Origin of the sequence: Fictibacillus norfolkensis, from assembly GCF_014836645.1 — a bacterium.
Taxonomy (GTDB): Bacteria; Bacillota; Bacilli; order Bacillales; family Fictibacillaceae; genus Fictibacillus; species Fictibacillus norfolkensis.
The window spans coordinates 156,518-173,558 of sequence record NZ_JACSQM010000002.1 but is presented as its reverse complement, the minus strand read 5'-3'; the positions used below and the strand labels follow the sequence as shown (position 1 = coordinate 173,558).

The window sequence follows — 17,041 nt, the reverse complement described above, 5'->3', positions numbered from 1 at the left end:
CTTAAAAGACAAAAAACTCAACATGTATAAATGTTGAGCTCCACTCGTTGAACTGTCTTAAATTTCTTCTAGTTTTTCACCCAAAAGCTGAATATCACGTACTAACTTTTTTTTGTGCTTTTCACATTTGCAGCATTTATATTCTTCAAACAATCGGCCTAATTTTTTTATGATTTTTATCGCAATTTGTTCATCACACATCTTTTTAAAACATCCTAATCTAGTTATATTATCCTATATAAGAGCGTAGCACAGGACGATTCGCTAGGAAACCTTCTGCTGTAAACTTTTTATTACATTTTATAAATATATGAATAAAAACATCTAACCAGTGTTGGAGGATTGAGGAGAATAAAGTTGCGCATCCGTAATGTTCGAATAATCTTTTATTGAGATGCCATTTAATAAGTGATCCCAAGTATCATTATCTGTAATGGGGTCTGTTTTTACGGAACAAGGAAAGCGGTGAACATGAAAGAGCCCTTGTTCAAAATTCTGGGATGGTTTGGTCGTATGATTTTCAAAAAGAGAGTCCTTTAACTCCTATAGAAGATATAGGATCCATTCATTCTATTCCAACAAATATGAAGTTCAGCAAGTCGGGGATTTACCGATTAGACACTTATTTTGGAGGGAAAAGATTCGGCAGTATCGTCGTTGAAGTCAAATAAGACCAACCTTTTAGTGAAAAAAGGTTGGTGTACGTCCTTAATCGTTGTATACTGATATGAAAAACTAAAGGCAGGCGTTATCACAGTCATGAAAGTAGCATATCTAGGTCCACAGGGAAGTTTCTCGGAAGAAGCTGCCTTTCGTTATTTTGCAGATCACGAAAATGAATGGCATAAATGTGATTCTATTGTAGATGTACTTGAAGCCGTAGAAGAGGGTATAGCAGATAAAGGAATCGTACCGATCGAAAATTCAATTGAAGGTACGATCAATATTACGGCTGACGGATTGTTGAGACATGATCTCTTTGTAGAAGCAGAAATTATTTTCCCAGTCTCCCTGCACCTTCTTGCATTAAAGGGAGCTCATTTAGAAGAGATACGGGAAGTATGGTCAATCGTTCCTGCTCTCGCTCAGTGTCGAGATTTTATTCGAGAAGCAAAAGTGAAAAGTAAGCATTACGATAGCACTTCTGCAGCTGCACAAGCTGTTAACAATCAAGAAAGAAAAGATGTTGCCGCCATTGCATCCAAATATGCTGCCGAGGTATTTGATCTTGAAATTATAAAAAACGGGATTCAAGACAACAGCAATAATCATACTCGTTTTGTTGTGATCAGCAAGGAGAATACGGAAATTCACCCCAAGAACTCGAAAACGATGTTGTTGATTTCACCAACATCAGATTATTCTGGTGTCCTTTCATCCATCTTGAACGTATTTACAGCGCTATCTATCAACTTAACGTGGATTGAATCAAGACCAACGAAAAAGCAGCTGGGGACGTATCATTTTTTTGTAGAAGCTCAAAATGGTGTTCATGAAGAGAAAATGAACAAAGCTATTACGATTCTAGAAGCATTCGGACATGATGTACGTGTGTTGGGAAGCTATAGAACAACAAAGCTATAAATGATAAGAGCTCCGAAAAAAAAAACGGAGCTCTTTTTATTTTGACTCTCATTTTGTTTTCAACAATAGTACGATACAAAAAAGCATAGCGATCCCTACGACAAGCCATGTGTAAATCAACGAAAGTCCGAGCCCTAAAGGTGTGCTAGGGTTACCTTGAGGACTATTCAATCCTGCAATAATAAGTGGTAATGCACTAATTATATAGAGATGTAGAGTCGAGATTACATTTTTAGAAGTGCGTTTTCTTAGAAAGAGAATAAGTACAAATGAGGTTAATAAAAAAAGTTCACTGACAATAATTACGCTTTCCATCTCATATCCTCCTTTAAAAGTTAGACGATGATATACTTAACTGTAAATATATAGTATGTGTGTAAGGGGGGATTTTAGGTGTATTCATCACATCCTATTCTTAAAACGTGGAAGAAGTTCGATTCTTTTCCTATGGAAACCTTAACGAAGGCTTGGTACCTCCATAAAGGTTCGACAAAGAAACAAAGAGACGTCACGTTGATGAAAGAACATAGAATGGAATTTGGAAATACGGGAAACTGTTTTGATCTTGCACTCTGGTTGTTAGATGAATTCAAAAATGATGGAATAACAGCCTTTCCAATCGGTTCAAAGTTTCATTCAGATGAAGCACATGTTGCAGTTGTGGCGTTAGATGAAAAGGGTAACCGGTATCTGTGTGATTTAGGCGATCAGTGGCTGCAACCCATCCTCGTTGAGACCAATAATGAAGATTATTCGAATCAAAAGTTAAAGGGATTCTTTCCTGCGGCAGAAATCCAAGTTCAATCTAGGGATCAAAATTTTATTGAGATCCTTTATCATAGGCCTAATGGCAAGGTCTCAAACCAGTTATTTGATTTAACTCCAATTGAGAGGAATGTCTTCTTACAAGGAGCAGAATACTCGCAGAATCACGTTTATCCAAAACCTCTCTTTGAATGCAGAATACCTTATAAGAATGAGACTGCGCACTGGGAGTTCTTTGATTGGGAGAGCTTTTTAAGTACGAGTGAAGGGTTACATAAAGGGGATCAAACACATTCAATCGAACATTGGGTGAACATGATCAATGAGAAAAGCGGCTATCAAAAAGAATTTTTATCTGAAGCTTTGAGCAAGTACAGATAAGCCTTAGAAAGTAGTTAATCTATCACCAATCGTTCATGGGAATATCTTCTAATTCTCCTTATGATGGAGTAGGATATATTAATCTATTCAATCGGAGGTTTTAAAGATGATAATGCCAACTCATATTGTAGCAGTGGCAGGCTATGTAGAAGATGGAAAAGGAAATGTATTACTAGTAAAAACGATACATAACGGCTGGGTTTTTCCGGGAGGTCAGGTGGAAGCAGGAGAAAACTTAATTGACGCTTTGGTTCGTGAAACAAAGGAAGAGAGCGGTATTGATATTACCGTTTCACATTTATCTGGAGTATACTCGAATACTGCTCAATATACTTGGCATGATGGAGTCACGAACGTTCCAACGAAAGTTATGTTTGATTTTGTATGTAAGCCGATTGGCGGAGAACTAGCGGTGTCAGATGAAACGACGGATAGCCGTTGGGTGCCAAAAGAAGAAGTATTAGGCATGTTAATGGGAGAAGCCTATCTGACTCGCTATAGTGATTATTTAAACAATGCAGGAAAAGTAATCTATAAGGAATATGTGACAAAACCTAATTTTGAATTGAAGGTCGAGAGAAGCGTATAAATCTTTATTTTGGTTCAGATTTAAAAGACTTTATAATATGAAGCGTTTTAGGGGATTAGTTTGATGATAGGAATAAGCATAGCAGCAAAGTGGGAATATGATGCGACCTTAGAATATTTCCGCATAAAAAAGGATGAACGGTTCGACTATCCTTATGGCGAGTATTTCATGAGAAGAATTAATGATACCGAACTTGTTTTTTACAGTACAGGTGTAAGAAAAGTAAATGGTGTTGGTGGTAATCAGTATATGATTTCAAAATTCAACTTAACGAAGGTAATCGTAGCTGGAACATGTGCAGGAATAGATGATGCGTTTAGTAATTTGGAAATCTTCGTACCCGATAAAGCCGTTCAATATGATTGTACAGTAAAAGAAGTTGAACCTTTTATTAAGCAATCCTTCATTGTTGATATTGATTTATCGAAATACGGAAATGATTTTAACACTGGAACTATTGGCACAGCTGATAAAGCAGTCGTTATGTGGAAGGACTATTTAGAACTTAAAGAAAATCAAATAACAATCGCCGATACAGAAGCGAGTGCGATTGCTTTTATCTGCAAAAAGAATGATGTTGAATGTATTATAATCAAAGGAATATCTGATTTTCCAACAGATGAGAGAAACTCTGATAAATTCGAATCAAACAAGGAACAGATTAATGTTTATTTAGAAAACACGCCTAAAGTAATGAAGAAAATATTTAGCGAATATTTAAAGAGGTTTATATAAATAAACTTAGGAATTATGGCCGTAGTTAAAAAGAACGCAGAGGATGCTAATACCTCTGCGTTTTTCTATATACGATCTGCTCATTTATTTCTCAGGAATTTCACAGCCATCATCGTCACAGCTCATTCCATCTTCATTGTTTAGAATCGTGATTTTGTTTTCAGCTATGATTTTGTTCAACGCTTGTACAAAAACATCGGTCGGCTGTGCACCAGTAAGCGCATATTTTTTGTCGATAAGATAGAATGGTACGCCTGTTACTCCATATGCTTTTGCTGTTTCTTCATCAGCTCTAACCTCATCAGCCATCTCATCGCTTGAAAGCATCTGTATTACAGTTTCTCTATTTAAACCAACATCTTCTGCAAGATCTGCTAAAGTTTCATGATCTCCTATATGTTTTGATTCTGTAAAAAAGGCGTATAAAATGCGTTCTGTCATCTCCTGCATCTTACCTTCTTTTTTAGCAAGCATCGTCAAACGGTGAGCATCAAAGGTATTGGTTAAAATCATCGTATCCATGTGATACTCTAGTCCGGAATCCTTCGCCATTTGTATCACGTTTTGCGTGTTTGCTTTAGCGGCGTCAATACTCATGCCATATTTTTTAGATAATTTTTCATAGATGTTTTCGTTGACGTCACGTTCCATTGCAGGATCCAGTTCGAAGCAGCGATACGTTACTTCAATAGGATAATTTATCTTTTTAATAGCGTCCTCCAGACGCTTTTTGCCAATATAGCAGAATGGTCAAGCAAAGTCTGTCCACATTTCGATGTGTAACATAGAATATCCCCCCAAATTAGTGTTCAACTCTAGTATATAAGGATTTCGTCATTTTTACACGTTGTTTGATCGGTCAGCTGGATAAGCAACTCCAACTTGTTTTCTAGCCTCATCCATAATCTTCATAACAGCAAGTGAATTTGCGTGGGAATTTACTTTAGACTCAAGTTCACCACGTTCGATCAGTTCAATAAATTCTTTTGCTTCGTAATACATCTTCGGTTTGTCTTGTTCAACGGTGATGTTCTCTGTACGGCCATCGCGATAGCGAATCTCGATCTTCGTCATATCCTGTATATGATCGATTAGAATACTTCCGTTTTCACCTTGGATTTCTGATGGGACGTAAGAGTTAGAAATCTTAGAGTACATCACGACGGCTTCGCTCTCTCCATAGTTTAAAAGAATACTTCCTTCACCATCTACGCCAGATTCGAGCAGGTAGGCGTTTGCTTTAACCTCGCGAGGCTCTCCAAAGAGAACGACCATTGGGTATAAACAATAAATTCCGATATCCATCAATGAACCATTTGAGAACTCCGGTTTAAAAGCGTTAAGGATCGTGCCTTCCTTATACTTATCATAACGAGATGAGTACTGACAGGAGTTTGCAAAATAACGGCGAACTTTACCGATCTTATGAAGGTTCTCTTGAATGCTTCTAAAGTTCGGCATCACGGTTGAACGCATGGCTTCCATGAGCAACACATTGTTTTCCTTAGCAACAGCTATCATTTTTTCTACTTCACTAACATTAGATGCCATAGGCTTTTCACAGATTACATGCTTGCCTTGGTTCATGAGCGTGATGGCATACTCTGCGTGAAATGAGTTTGGACTAGCAATATACACCGCTTCAATTTCATCACTAGCAGCCATCTTTTCTAAATCAGTAAACGTATGTTTTGCACCATTCTTCTCAGCAAATTCTTTTGCTTTTTCTTCTGTACGTGAATAGACAGCATTCAGTGTAAAACCATTTACTTCTCTTGCAGCAGAAATAAAACTCTCTGTGATCCAATTCGTTCCAATAACTCCAAATTTCAAGATGACTCATCCTTTCACAATCGGTAGCATAGCCCGATGCTTTTCATAGTATGTATTCTACTCCTATAGTCATGATTTAGACAAATAATGAGGACTGTCGCACTATTTTTGTAGAAAAAGGTTTCTTGATATAACATCCAGGGTAAATAGAAGTTAAAACCTGGTAAGGAGGGATGAGTTATGCTTACTATGACCAATCATAACCAGCAAACGATAAAGCCTTTAGATATGCCAGTATCACGATACGTGCTTAAAGAACAATCTGTAGCAGAACAAGAGAAACGCAAGCCTGAATTTGAATTAACGTCGTTGAATCCAAAATAAAAGAAGCCATACATGAAGAAAGCGAAGATCTTAGGGGATCTTCGCTTTTTTGTGTTTAATTTTAAAATATCACGCTAAAACAGACAATGAGATTCCAATTCCATTTACAATAGCATGAATGATAATCGCTGGAATAATAGAGCCTGTCCTCTCATATACCCAGCAAAAGACTAGGCCAGAAGCAAAGTTTACGGGCAGCGTATTATACGTCGGGATATGAACGATCATGAAAATGAACGAGCTGAAAATCATTGCCTTTCTTACACCCCAGCGTCTGAACCACGTATACAAAAAACCACGGTAAAAGATTTCTTCATAAATAGGGGAAACAACCGCTGCTGACACAAAGCCAATCATAAATGTAAAAGGTGTAAGGTCAGATTTTAGACTGTCTGTCTTAGCGTTATTTGTTCCTATTGAAAGCACATCCATTATTACGACAAGGGCAATACTTATGAAAATGAGAAGAATCGTCCATAGCAAAATTGTCTTCCACATATTTTTTCTAAGTGGTTTAAGACCAACTGCTCCCCATCCTAAATGATTTGGTTTTAGAGCGATCCAATAAACAGCTATCGTAAATACGATCGCCATGCAAAAACCAGTTAACGTCCCCGCGTATAAAGTGTTATCCAACCAATGTATCAACTGATCGTATAGGATGTTCTCCAAAAGTATGGGGACGCCAACTAAACATAGACTTAATAATAGTATAAGTTCACGAATGGTCCATTTTCTCTCTGTTGTAACGTTCATTGTATTGTTCCTCCTGATTAACTTGTTATAATATGTTAATTGTAAGCGGTGACGTAACGTAACCTGCAAGAGAAAAAGGAGAAAAATAATGAACTTATTTTCAACAGGAGAGGTTTCAAAGCAATATGGCGTTTCCGTAAGGACTCTCAGATACTATGACCAAATCGGTCTGCTATTACCGAGTGTAAAGAGTGAGAGCGGTACAAGAATGTATAGGAAAGAAGATCTGCACCTATTAGAAAAGATTACACTCTTGAAATCTTTGTCTCTACCTTTAACAGAAATAAAAAAAATAATAGGTGAAGTAACGATAAAAGATATTCTTGTAGCACAGAAGAAAGATGTTCAGACCCAGTTGAATCAGCTCCAATCAGCGTCTGAAAAAATAAATACACTCCTACACATCCTAGAACTTAAGGGAGAGTTGGATTGGGAGCATATCCTTTCTCTTGTCCAAGCAAATGAAGATACAAAGATTGCTGAGAAAAATCAAACCTGGGAAACGTTCTTTTCTGATAATGAGAGACGGATGCTTCAAACCTCGCTACCCAAACTTGAGGATGCAAGCACAGCAAAATGGGTGAACATCATAAAACGAATAGAGATCTGTTTGCAAAACAACAGTAAACCATCGTCCGCCGAAGGTCATTTGATCGCTTCAGATGTATTACTCTTATCTCATGAAATGTTTCAAGGAGACACCGAATTAGAAGGAAAATTCTGGAACGCTAGAAAATCAGAAACTTCCTCACAATCATTGAATTTATATCCTGTTAGCAACGAAGTTTTAGATTTTTTGGATAGAGCGATTATTAGTTATCAAACGATTAACGCATGACCAAAGTTTTATAAAAATGTAAAACATTGGTTTAATAACTTGTGGATATGGGGTATCAAGAAATAGACTCCAAAATTATCCATGAGGTGAAAAGAAAAAATGAAAAAGTTATTGGTATCGGTAGTAGCTATAAGTGTAATCGTCTTAAGTGGATGTAACATGCTGATTGAAGATGATTTTAATGCGTATTTGGATGATCGTAATAAACTCATTGATAAGGAAACTAAGTTATTTGAACAAGCTCAGACCGATTTTGCAAAGATGATTGAAAATCCTAATGCAAAGGAAGAAGTGCAAAAAACGATTGATAAGTATGAAGCACTAGTAAAGGAAGCTGAAGGAATAAGCTCTGAAAAATTAGAGGAATTGAATACGTCTCAAGATCATTTTGTGAAAGCAATTCAGTCTAATGCAGAAGCGATGAAGTTAAGTCTATCTGCTTTCGAAAAACAAGACACCGAATTAGATAAAAAATCTCAAACAATGTTCGAAGAAGCACAAAAAGCTGGGAAAAAGAGTGAGAGCGAATTAGAGAAATTTGCGGAAGACAACGACTTTACATTAGAAGAAACAGAAACAAAAGAATAATAGGATTATAGGAGCTGAACATACTCAGCTCTTTTTTATATAAAGTGATAAATTTTGGTAATTGAAGAAGGTATTACAGATAGAGTATAGAAGTTGTTGGATGGTCAATTATTGAATGTATGTTAGGGAGCTGTATTTATGAACGCTCATCTAGTGTTTGGAGAATCTACGGCTGGAGCAATGAAATGGACACTTAATAAGGTGAAAAGCAAGGACACCGTCATTGGTTTCCCAGATTTCTTTGCTATTGGCCCTATTCATGAACTAGAATCTGAAAAGGGTTTAGTAGGTCGAGTGCAGTGGTTCAAAGACAATATGTCAATTGGTGACATGGCAGAATATTATTCAAACGAATATGAATCTAGTTATAGGCTAGCACTTCAGGAAATTGGTGATATTCCTATTGAAGTGCCAATTACAATCTGGACAGCTGACAATGCGCCTGAACAAACGGGTTTGAGATTTGTGATGAAGTTACTCGAAGATCGAGAAAACAAGATCTTTGTGGTTAATTCCAATGAATGTTTTAACAAATATTGCAAACCCCCTGATGTCTTTTATACATCACTGCACACGAGTGAAATATCTCCAGAAAATCTAAAAATCATTTTAAAGAAAACCCATAGTTACGAACCATTCTTATTGGAAAGTAAGAACAAACTCGTTAAAGAGTGGGAAGCCTTAAGCGCATCAGAAGAAGTCTTAAGACTTTGGGAAGACGGTGCAATAAAAAGCGTTAGTGTTGACCATTTAGATGCGTTCATTATTCTTTCCGCAAGAAGTTTGGAGTGGAAGTATGGAGAAGGATTTTTAGAAAGCTCACGTCTCGTAGGTGATATACTCGGCCATCTCGAACAATACGTGGGTGATGCGTTTATTTTTAACCGGATTCATAATTTGATCGAGCAAGGAAAACTTGAATATGAGGGAACATTAGGCAAGATGAGGCAATTAAGAGTGAAGCTTGCCTAAAGGATCTTACATAAGAAACGGAGAGAATGTATGATGAATCAAAGTGTGGAAACAAATGTTAAATTAACAGGAGACAATATTTATATTAGATTATTGACCGTTGAGGATGCAGAGGATATGGTGAATCTTCAATTAGAGAACAGGGAGTTCTTTAGTCAGTTTGCTATGGAACGCAGCGATGATTTTTACTCACTTGAAAATCAGCAAAAACGAATTCAAATGTTAGTTGAGAATGCAAAACAAGATTTAGATTACTATTTTGGTATTTTTACAAAAGATGAAGAGATTTTGATCGGAACAATCAATTTGTTCGCAGTGATGCGCGGATCAATTCAAAGTGCCTTTGTCGGTTACTTTTTAGATGAAAAGCACAATGGAAAAGGCTTTACGACAGAAGCTGTTCGTTTGATCGTAAAATACGCATTTGATGAAATTAAACTTCATCGAGTAGAAGCGGGTGTGATGCCGCACAACATTGGTTCTATTCGAGTGTTAGAAAAAGCTGGTTTTGAGAAAGAGGGGCTAGCTCGTAAAAACGTAAAGATTAATGGAAAGTGGGAAGATCATCAACAAATGGCTATTATCAATCCTGCTGATTGATGAAGAGATGGTGGACATAAGTATGGGAAGATGAGTAGAACTGATGCTGAAATGTTGATGGATGCGGTCAAGTGATGAGGGAGTCTAGGTGATAGGTTCGAGTTCTGCGGGATGTTCCAGTGTATGGAAGATTTAGTGAGTTGAGCAGATAGTAAGCTTGCATACTTGTTGATAAATGTAAAAAATCTTTAAATTCTTTATTTGTTATGTCAGTTGAAATGATAAGAGCGTAATCCCTCAGTGCTTGAATGTGTGCAGTCTTACATGTATGAAAACAGGCTGCGCACTCCCAGTTCGCGTTTATCCGATTCATTTGTGTGTTACATTTGGAGCAAAGCACCCCTGTTATTAACTCACTTTTATTAATTCCATAATAGCTTAGGATATCGGGATTATATGGTTCGTTTAACTTCATCAATAATCTTTTGATCTTTTTCCTTTCTTTCAACAAGAGCACATCCTTTTTATATCGGGCATTGAATTCTTCATACTTACTAAGTAACATTGGACTTTTAATTACTAACTTTAATGCATTTTTATATGTCTCTGAACTATCTACAAAAGTTCGTGGGTTAGTGATAACAACTAACGTTTCAATGGGGATCTTGGGGATTTTGTGCTGTTCTAGCACCTGAGTTAAATGGAAAGATTGTCTTTTTACTTGTTGAATAGGGTCTTCGAATATTTCTTTTCCTTTGCTAGAGGTCCGAATGAGTTGTCCATATTTATCATCAAAGAACAAATCTCCTGTATAGTTTTTTATCTCTAACAGAATTAGAAATTTCGAAGTAATAATAAGTGTATCGATCTGAAAGAAGAATTCCATGTGCTTAATTCGAATGTTTTGGATAATATGCGCGTCTTGTGTTGGTAGATACCGATAAAAATACTGTAGGGACTTTTCTCCATTATGGCCAGCAATATATTTTGCCAGATTTCCTTCCAATTTCGAACGGTCTGGATGACAGCTTTGCAATCTGTTAATGACTGCACCGAGTTTTTGTATGACGTAGGGGGTAATCGGTTGTTTTTTTATAGAAAGACCTCCCTTCAACTTATCTACTTAGTATAGAATGCATGATCTGGTGCTGCAAAAAAGCATTTTCTAAATAACCGAAGCTCAAAATATCAAGAATCAAATAATTTCTTAGGGATATCACATAAAAATCGGGACTCATCACATAAAAAATGGCATCCATCACATAATTTTATAATCCAGCTTCTTCACCCCATCCCTAATGAACTACCCTCGCCGCCGGTAATGTAGTATAATTCAAATTACTGCTTGAAATAAGCACAAGAACGGTCATGGAGTGATAAGAATGAGTAAAGCAAAAGGCAAGAAAAGCGGCGTTGGTCAAGGGACAGGGAAAAAGGGATGGAACCGTTGGAAAACCAGCAGTAAGAAAAAAGGTCCAAAGCCTTATGTGAGTAAAGGTAAGAATAAACCAGAGAACGAAAGTGGAACAGAAAACAATTAATAAAAATAGAACAGCCAAATGCTGTGAATGAGCCATCTGACTTCTAAAGTTAGGTGGTTTTTATTTTGGAATAAATCACTCAAATCTACCATAAGATGAACTATTCATTGCTAAATGGGAGGGACGAGCTTTGGCTACACAAAATACGAATTACACCATTTCAGAAGACTTGATCATAAAATACAACAAGCTTAACGAGAAGAAAAAAGAGGTTGAGAAAGAAATAGACGAACTAAAAAAAGTCTTTCATATGTATTTTGATCATATAGTCGGTCAAAACGAGAAAGGCGAAGTTACAGTAAACAACTTCAAGCTGCAGAGGCAGATCCGAAGATCCGAAAAACTTCACGAAGAAAAGACAGTGAGTCGCCTTACTGAATTAAATATGACAGATCTCATTCTTCATGTCCCAAAACCGGATGAAGAAAAAGTAAAGTCTGCCATCATGCTAGGGTTATTAAGTGAAGGTGATTTGGAAGGGTGCTTGATTAAGAGTGCTTCACAAGCGATTGTTGTTAAAACACTTAAAGCATAAAAGGAAAAAAGCAGCTCCCAAAGGAACTGCTTTTCTTATTCTGCTTTCTGCAGTACGCCTACAGCTTTTGAATTTTTGATTTTCTGCAGGATACCTTGAATAGACGTGTATTCGTCATAGAGGAAGACAAGTGTGTCACCAGGCTCTGAGCACTCCCACGCTTGGATTAAGGCTTCAGCTTCCTTAGGATATACAGAAACGGATGTAATGCCTTCAGCTTCTTTTACACCTATATATAGGTGATGAACCGTTTCACCTGGAATCCGTCCCCTTAGATTGACATCTTCTTTAATGATAAAAATATCAGAGTGAGTTCCGAAAATTCGGCCCATCTCTTGAATCGTTTTGTCTTGTCTGTCACCAGCTGCTGAACCAACTGTTATCACGCGGCCACTCTTCAGATGATCTACCGTTTCAAAAAGTGCCTTTAAACCAGCGGGGTTATGCGCATAGTCCACTACGATCGTACGATCATGGATGTTTAAAACGTTGAAACGACCTCTGTTTTGGTTTTCTGTTGAAAGAAAAGTGATCACTTTACTTCTTAATTCTGACAAAGGTCTTCCTAATGAATGAGCGGCAGCGAGTGCGCCAAGGACATTCGCGATATTGTGTCGGGCAGCACCATTAATCGTAATCGGAATGTGTGATACTGGAAGGAATCTTTCTGCTTTACCGTTCTCGTTGAATACAACCCAGTCATCTTCTAGATACCAAACTTTTAATCCTTGCTTTAACTGATCTTGAATAACTGGATTCATTACCGAAAGCGAGAAGAAGATTACTTCGCCATTCGTATGATTCGCCATATCCACACATCGTGAATCGTCAGCGTTCAATACACATGTACCTTCTGGAAGAACAACTTCAGCAACCGTCTGCTTCAGTTTTTTTAAATCTTCTAATGTTTCTACGCCATTCAACCCAAGATGATCTTCACTTACGTTGGTTACGATTCCAACGTCACAATAGCGAAACGCAAGGCCTTCACGCAACATTCCACCGCGAGCAGTTTCTAACACTGCGATATCTACAGAAGGATGAGCCAGGACTTTGCGCGCACTTCTTGGTCCGCTGCAATCTCCTGCGTCAAGTTGCTGATCACCTACCCAAACACCATCAGAACACGTATATCCAACCGTTATGTTTTCTTTCTGTAAAAGATGTGAAACAAGACGAGTGGTCGTCGTCTTGCCGTTTGTGCCTGTTACCGCAACAACGGGAACCGCAGCTTCCTCACGAGAAGCAAACAGATAGTCGACGATGGCTCCACCTGCATCTCTCTTTTTCCCTTGTGATGGATGAAGATGCATACGGATGCCAGGAGCTGCATTCACTTCAAGAATGGCAGCTTCACCTTCAACAAAAGGAACCGTGACATCCGGCGACAGAATATCAATTCCTGCAATATCAAGACCAACTGCAGATGCCGCTTCAATAGCCATGTTACGGTAATCAGGGTGAACATCATCTGTCACATCGATTGCCGAACCGCCTGTAGACAGGTTTGCGTTACCTAACACTTCTAAAGATTCTCCTTTGTTTAATACGGATTGAAGAGAGTAGCCACTCTTCTCAAGATGAACGACCGTACGTTCATCTAAAGGAATCTTGCTCATCGCTTTTTCATGTCCATCACCACGTAATGGATTTAAGTTTTCTTCATCAATGAGTTCAGCTATCGTCTTATAGCCGTCACCAATTATAAATGGCGGAAGACGAAGACTTGCTGCAACTAATTCATTATTTACGACGAAAAAACGGTAATCATTGCCTGCATAGTATCGTTCTAAAATATATGAAGTACCTTCGCTGAACACACAGCGGAAAGCAGCAATTAAGTCTGTGTCATTTTGAATATTTGTTATGATGTTCTGTCCCTGTCTGCCATTAAGCGGTTTAATGACAAGTGGGTAACCAATATTCTCAGCTGACTGAAGCAGCTCATATTCATTGGAAACAACATCACCTTTAGGAACTGGGAGACCAGCACCTCTTACTAATGTTTTAGTCATATCTTTATCACAAGAATTTTCTACTGCTAAATAAGACGTTTGGGAGGAGATGGTGGCTTGGACGGATTTTTGCTTCTTACCCGTTCCAATTCTTAAGTAGCTGTTTGTTCCGATACGTTCTACTGGAATCTTTCGTTTTCGTGCAGCTTCATAGATGGCTTCCGTACTCGGACCTAGTTTATGTAGATGGTACAGGTCAGAGGTATGGGTGATGTAAGAATCGGCACTAATTTGTTTCCCATCTAAGATAGCGGTTACAATTTCGAGAGCAGCTTCAAATGCGTAAAATCCTGATTTTGGTTCCGCATAATCATACGTTACAAAGTAAATTCCCTTTCGTTCACTTGTGATCGTTTTGCCGCGTTTGACTGAGATACCAGCAAGATGTTGAATCTCAAGTGCAATATGCTCTAAGATATGCCCGATCCACGTTCCCTCATGAAGGCGTTCTACAAATCCGCCTGCATAACCCCTTGAACAAGTATGTGTGTGAAGGGAAGGAATGACTTTTAACAATGTTTCTACAAACCCTGGTATTGTGTTAGAGGGTTTTTCCTCGAATTCTTCTATATCAAGCTCAATCCATATAGTAGGTTTAAAGCTGTAAAGGTTCGGTCCCGTTAAGTAATTGACGCGGTTGATTCTCATTAAGACGTTCTCTCCTTAAGTGATGATTAATTCTCGTTTGTATAAGTTAAATACAGCACCTGCTCCAAGTGTATGGAAACGGATATCGGAAATCGTCATATTTCCTTTATTCTCAGCAATATCTACATACGTCGATGTTTTGCCATCAAATATGCTCACGTTGTATTCACCGATCACCTCAAACTGCTTGCCGTCGTTATGAACCCAGATTGCAGTGTTTTCATCGATACCGATGCCAATAATTTGAGGATTTAACGCGATAGCACGCATGAGACGACTAAACCGGTCACGCTGAGAAAAGTGCTGATCAATAATTACGTCTTCTAAAAATCCAAAGCCTGAACCTAACTCAAGTATAGAAACATCTTCTTTTTCAAACAGCTTTGATGAGATAATCATTAATCTGCTCATAACCGCAGCACCGGCACTCGTTCCACCGATAATCAAACCGTCTTGCCATTCTCGAAAGAGGTGTTTATAAAAGGATGTCCCACCTAAAATACTTGTCAGTCTTAATTGGTCGCCTCCTGTCATGAAAAGACCAGACAGAGAAGAAAGCTGTTCGGGTAATTCAGGGTCTTCCGCTTTTTCACGGGAATCTAAATGGAAAAGCAGTGGCTTAGTACCATGTAATGTTTGAAACAGTTGATAATATTCACTGCCTACTTCTTCCGGATAGCCGGATGCAGTTGTCAGGATTCCTATTGGTCCTTGACGATTTTTACATAGTGCAGAGAATCTAGATAAGATTATTTTCTTTTCGCTCTTGTCCTCATTGCCACCAATGATCAGCAGATCACCTTTTGCCATCTTTCATCAGCCTCTTATTCATTAAGTAGTAGGAAAAACAGGTCGAAATATTCGTCCATTTCGCCCTGTTATGTATACCACGATCCGCTAGAATTCAAACCTATTTTGAGGAATTATTTAACTATTTATTTAAATAGTTAAAATTTTTGTAAAATTATATAGATTTTTGTCAAATCAATTAGTATAATTTACCTATTGGGAGTATTTTACTTTCTATTTTCTAAGGGGAGGAGTTATGGTTCTTTCAACTATTTAAAGGGAGGATGTATAAATGGAAAAAACATTACTTCTACGGTCCTACGAAATTAACACGAGCACAATGGCAATCTTACCGTTTTATAACGAATATGGAGAGGTGCAAACGGAAATTTTAGAAAGTGAAAAAAACGAAAGAGTTGCCCTGAGCCCGATCAAGATTATTAATGAGAGCTGTTTATTTTTTGGTTCTAGCTATGAAGGCAGGCGAGAAGCAGTTCGTCGCTCTATGGGCTATGTGAGTTTATCCCCGATCATGATTAACCTCGAACTAGGCATTTTCTTTTTTCCTGTTGAATCTCCTAAGAATGAAACGTGTATCTGGTTATCCCAATCGCATGTTCAACGAATAGATTCCATAGATTCTGACACGTGCAGTGTCCACTTTAAAAATACTGCTAATTTAATCTTACCCCAATCTAAATATGCATTAGAGGCAAAATTGTTCCGAACCGCACAATACAGATATATCCTTAGTGAACGAGTAAATGAACGAATGACGAGATATGATAAAAAGTAGAATAATAGTAATACGAACACGCCCGGTGCAAACTTGCATGGGCGTGTTTTGATTGGTTCAATATTCATCATAATTTTGGAACTTTCTTCCTTATTATTCGTATAACCTTTTGAGGAGGAGATATCATGAAACATTTTACTAGCTGTATCGTTACCGTTTTCTTATTGTTAGTCATCAACTTTGTGGTGGCAAATCTTTTAGGAGTGGCGTTTATTGACACTTCATTATTTGTTGGATTGATTTTTGCTCTCACTATTCGATTTTTCACTTCAAAAGGTGGACTTTCATCAAACATGGTTCGTATACAGGCACAAGCTATGACAGGAATCAAGATTGAAGAAGAAAAAGCAACGTTCAAACCGAGTTATCCTTATTATACAGCTGTAATTTATACCCTCGTTTCTTTCATCTCCATATTAGTTTATTACAAAGATTATTTTATTTAGTAGATAGTTGATTTTTGAAGGGAAAATGGCAACAATGGATATTGAACTTCTTTTGAAGAATTTAAACAGGAGTGTGCCCATACATTGAATCTGCGTTTTGGTCGTTTATCATTATGGTTTTGTTTAGCAGGAATTCTACTTGTTGGCTGGGCTTTCATCGTTCAAGATGATGTAGCTCAACAAGTTGCTATCTTTCTTTTTAGTGGAATCATGCTATATTTTTTCGGTGTCATCTTTAGCGTTATAGCTATTGTGAAGAAAGAAGCTGGAAAAGCTAAGTTTTTCGGACTGTTTTTTATCTTGTTCATGGGTTTGATTTCTATAATCGGTCTGTTATTATTATCGTTTGGGATCGGAGAAAAATAA

At 37.7% G+C, this 17,041-nt stretch carries 21 protein-coding genes; 14 read left to right on the top strand and 7 right to left on the bottom strand.

Annotated features, from left to right (window positions below; genetic code table 11):
- Positions 1 to 759: 759 nt before the first annotated feature.
- On the top strand, positions 760 to 1,584 hold the full coding sequence (pheA, locus tag H9648_RS05210) for a prephenate dehydratase (protein ID WP_191752845.1): 825 nt from the start codon (positions 760 to 762) through the stop codon (positions 1,582 to 1,584).
- 48 nt (positions 1,585 to 1,632) lie between these two features.
- On the opposite strand, the gene H9648_RS05205 is transcribed toward pheA, so the two are convergent.
- Positions 1,633 to 1,899, bottom strand: a complete 267-nt coding sequence (locus H9648_RS05205) for a hypothetical protein (protein WP_191752844.1) — start codon at positions 1,897 to 1,899, stop codon at positions 1,633 to 1,635.
- Between the two features lie 78 nt (positions 1,900 to 1,977).
- Between H9648_RS05205 and H9648_RS05200 the strand changes: the two genes are divergently transcribed.
- From H9648_RS05200 to H9648_RS05190, 3 genes are all read left to right on the top strand, one after another.
- Positions 1,978 to 2,730 (top strand): hypothetical protein, encoded by a 753-nt coding sequence (locus tag H9648_RS05200; RefSeq protein ID WP_318243486.1) that lies wholly within the window; start codon positions 1,978 to 1,980, stop codon positions 2,728 to 2,730.
- A 106-nt stretch (positions 2,731 to 2,836) separates the two neighbouring features.
- On the top strand, positions 2,837 to 3,319 hold the full coding sequence (locus H9648_RS05195) for an NUDIX hydrolase (protein WP_191752843.1): 483 nt from the start codon (positions 2,837 to 2,839) through the stop codon (positions 3,317 to 3,319).
- Between the two features lie 63 nt (positions 3,320 to 3,382).
- The gene (locus H9648_RS05190) at positions 3,383 to 4,054 is read left to right on the top strand and encodes a 5'-methylthioadenosine/S-adenosylhomocysteine nucleosidase family protein (protein WP_191752842.1); all 672 of its coding nucleotides are present in this window, start codon (positions 3,383 to 3,385) and stop codon (positions 4,052 to 4,054) included.
- Positions 4,055 to 4,138: 84 nt separating this feature from the next.
- Here the strand turns inward: H9648_RS05190 and H9648_RS05185 are convergent, their stop codons facing one another.
- Together H9648_RS05185 and H9648_RS05180 are read right to left on the bottom strand one after the other, a co-directional pair.
- The gene (locus H9648_RS05185) at positions 4,139 to 4,792 is read right to left on the bottom strand and encodes a DsbA family oxidoreductase (RefSeq protein WP_318243495.1); all 654 of its coding nucleotides are present in this window, start codon (positions 4,790 to 4,792) and stop codon (positions 4,139 to 4,141) included.
- Between the two features lie 102 nt (positions 4,793 to 4,894).
- Complete coding sequence (locus tag H9648_RS05180) at positions 4,895 to 5,890, bottom strand: Gfo/Idh/MocA family protein (RefSeq protein WP_191753224.1); 996 nt, start codon at positions 5,888 to 5,890, stop codon at positions 4,895 to 4,897.
- Positions 5,891 to 6,067: 177 nt separating this feature from the next.
- Here H9648_RS05180 and H9648_RS05175 point away from each other — a divergent pair, with 177 nt between their 5' ends.
- The gene (locus tag H9648_RS05175) at positions 6,068 to 6,211 is read left to right on the top strand and encodes a hypothetical protein (RefSeq protein ID WP_153238886.1); all 144 of its coding nucleotides are present in this window, start codon (positions 6,068 to 6,070) and stop codon (positions 6,209 to 6,211) included.
- Between the two features lie 69 nt (positions 6,212 to 6,280).
- Here the strand turns inward: H9648_RS05175 and H9648_RS05170 are convergent, their stop codons facing one another.
- Positions 6,281 to 6,967 (bottom strand): CPBP family intramembrane glutamic endopeptidase, encoded by a 687-nt coding sequence (locus H9648_RS05170; RefSeq protein WP_191752841.1) that lies wholly within the window; start codon positions 6,965 to 6,967, stop codon positions 6,281 to 6,283.
- Positions 6,968 to 7,055: 88 nt separating this feature from the next.
- On the opposite strand from H9648_RS05170, the gene H9648_RS05165 reads away from it, so the two are divergent.
- The 4 genes from H9648_RS05165 (at position 7,056) to H9648_RS05150 (ending at position 9,965) form a co-directional block, all read left to right on the top strand.
- Positions 7,056 to 7,805: a MerR family transcriptional regulator gene (locus tag H9648_RS05165; protein ID WP_191752840.1), complete on the top strand. Its 750-nt coding sequence runs from the start codon at positions 7,056 to 7,058 to the stop codon at positions 7,803 to 7,805.
- A 99-nt stretch (positions 7,806 to 7,904) separates the two neighbouring features.
- Entirely contained in the window at positions 7,905 to 8,393 is a 489-nt protein-coding gene (locus H9648_RS05160; protein WP_191752839.1) for a hypothetical protein, read from the top strand.
- A 138-nt stretch (positions 8,394 to 8,531) separates the two neighbouring features.
- Positions 8,532 to 9,365 (top strand): DUF1835 domain-containing protein, encoded by an 834-nt coding sequence (locus tag H9648_RS05155; protein WP_191752838.1) that lies wholly within the window; start codon positions 8,532 to 8,534, stop codon positions 9,363 to 9,365.
- 30 nt (positions 9,366 to 9,395) lie between these two features.
- On the top strand, positions 9,396 to 9,965 hold the full coding sequence (locus H9648_RS05150; protein WP_225218745.1) for a GNAT family N-acetyltransferase: 570 nt from the start codon (positions 9,396 to 9,398) through the stop codon (positions 9,963 to 9,965).
- 67 nt (positions 9,966 to 10,032) lie between these two features.
- Here the strand turns inward: H9648_RS05150 and H9648_RS05145 are convergent, their stop codons facing one another.
- Entirely contained in the window at positions 10,033 to 11,019 is a 987-nt protein-coding gene (locus H9648_RS05145) for a nuclease-related domain-containing protein (RefSeq protein WP_191752837.1), read from the bottom strand.
- A 268-nt stretch (positions 11,020 to 11,287) separates the two neighbouring features.
- On the opposite strand from H9648_RS05145, the gene H9648_RS05140 reads away from it, so the two are divergent.
- Complete coding sequence (locus H9648_RS05140; RefSeq protein ID WP_191752836.1) at positions 11,288 to 11,446, top strand: DUF3934 domain-containing protein; 159 nt, start codon at positions 11,288 to 11,290, stop codon at positions 11,444 to 11,446.
- A 130-nt stretch (positions 11,447 to 11,576) separates the two neighbouring features.
- Positions 11,577 to 11,981 (top strand): hypothetical protein, encoded by a 405-nt coding sequence (locus tag H9648_RS05135; RefSeq protein WP_225218744.1) that lies wholly within the window; start codon positions 11,577 to 11,579, stop codon positions 11,979 to 11,981.
- Between the two features lie 35 nt (positions 11,982 to 12,016).
- On the opposite strand, the gene cphA is transcribed toward H9648_RS05135, so the two are convergent.
- Complete coding sequence (cphA, locus tag H9648_RS05130) at positions 12,017 to 14,644, bottom strand: cyanophycin synthetase (protein WP_191752835.1); 2,628 nt, start codon at positions 14,642 to 14,644, stop codon at positions 12,017 to 12,019.
- Between the two features lie 15 nt (positions 14,645 to 14,659).
- On the bottom strand, positions 14,660 to 15,454 hold the full coding sequence (locus H9648_RS05125) for a cyanophycinase (protein ID WP_191752834.1): 795 nt from the start codon (positions 15,452 to 15,454) through the stop codon (positions 14,660 to 14,662).
- 271 nt (positions 15,455 to 15,725) lie between these two features.
- Between H9648_RS05125 and H9648_RS05120 the strand changes: the two genes are divergently transcribed.
- From H9648_RS05120 to H9648_RS05110, 3 genes are all read left to right on the top strand, one after another.
- Positions 15,726 to 16,229: a competence protein ComK gene (locus H9648_RS05120; RefSeq protein WP_191752833.1), complete on the top strand. Its 504-nt coding sequence runs from the start codon at positions 15,726 to 15,728 to the stop codon at positions 16,227 to 16,229.
- Between the two features lie 125 nt (positions 16,230 to 16,354).
- A complete protein-coding gene (locus H9648_RS05115) occupies positions 16,355 to 16,675 on the top strand; it encodes a hypothetical protein (protein ID WP_191752832.1) in 321 nt (106 codons plus the stop codon).
- Between the two features lie 84 nt (positions 16,676 to 16,759).
- Positions 16,760 to 17,041, top strand: coding sequence for a hypothetical protein (locus H9648_RS05110; RefSeq protein ID WP_191752831.1), 282 nt, complete (start codon positions 16,760 to 16,762; stop codon positions 17,039 to 17,041).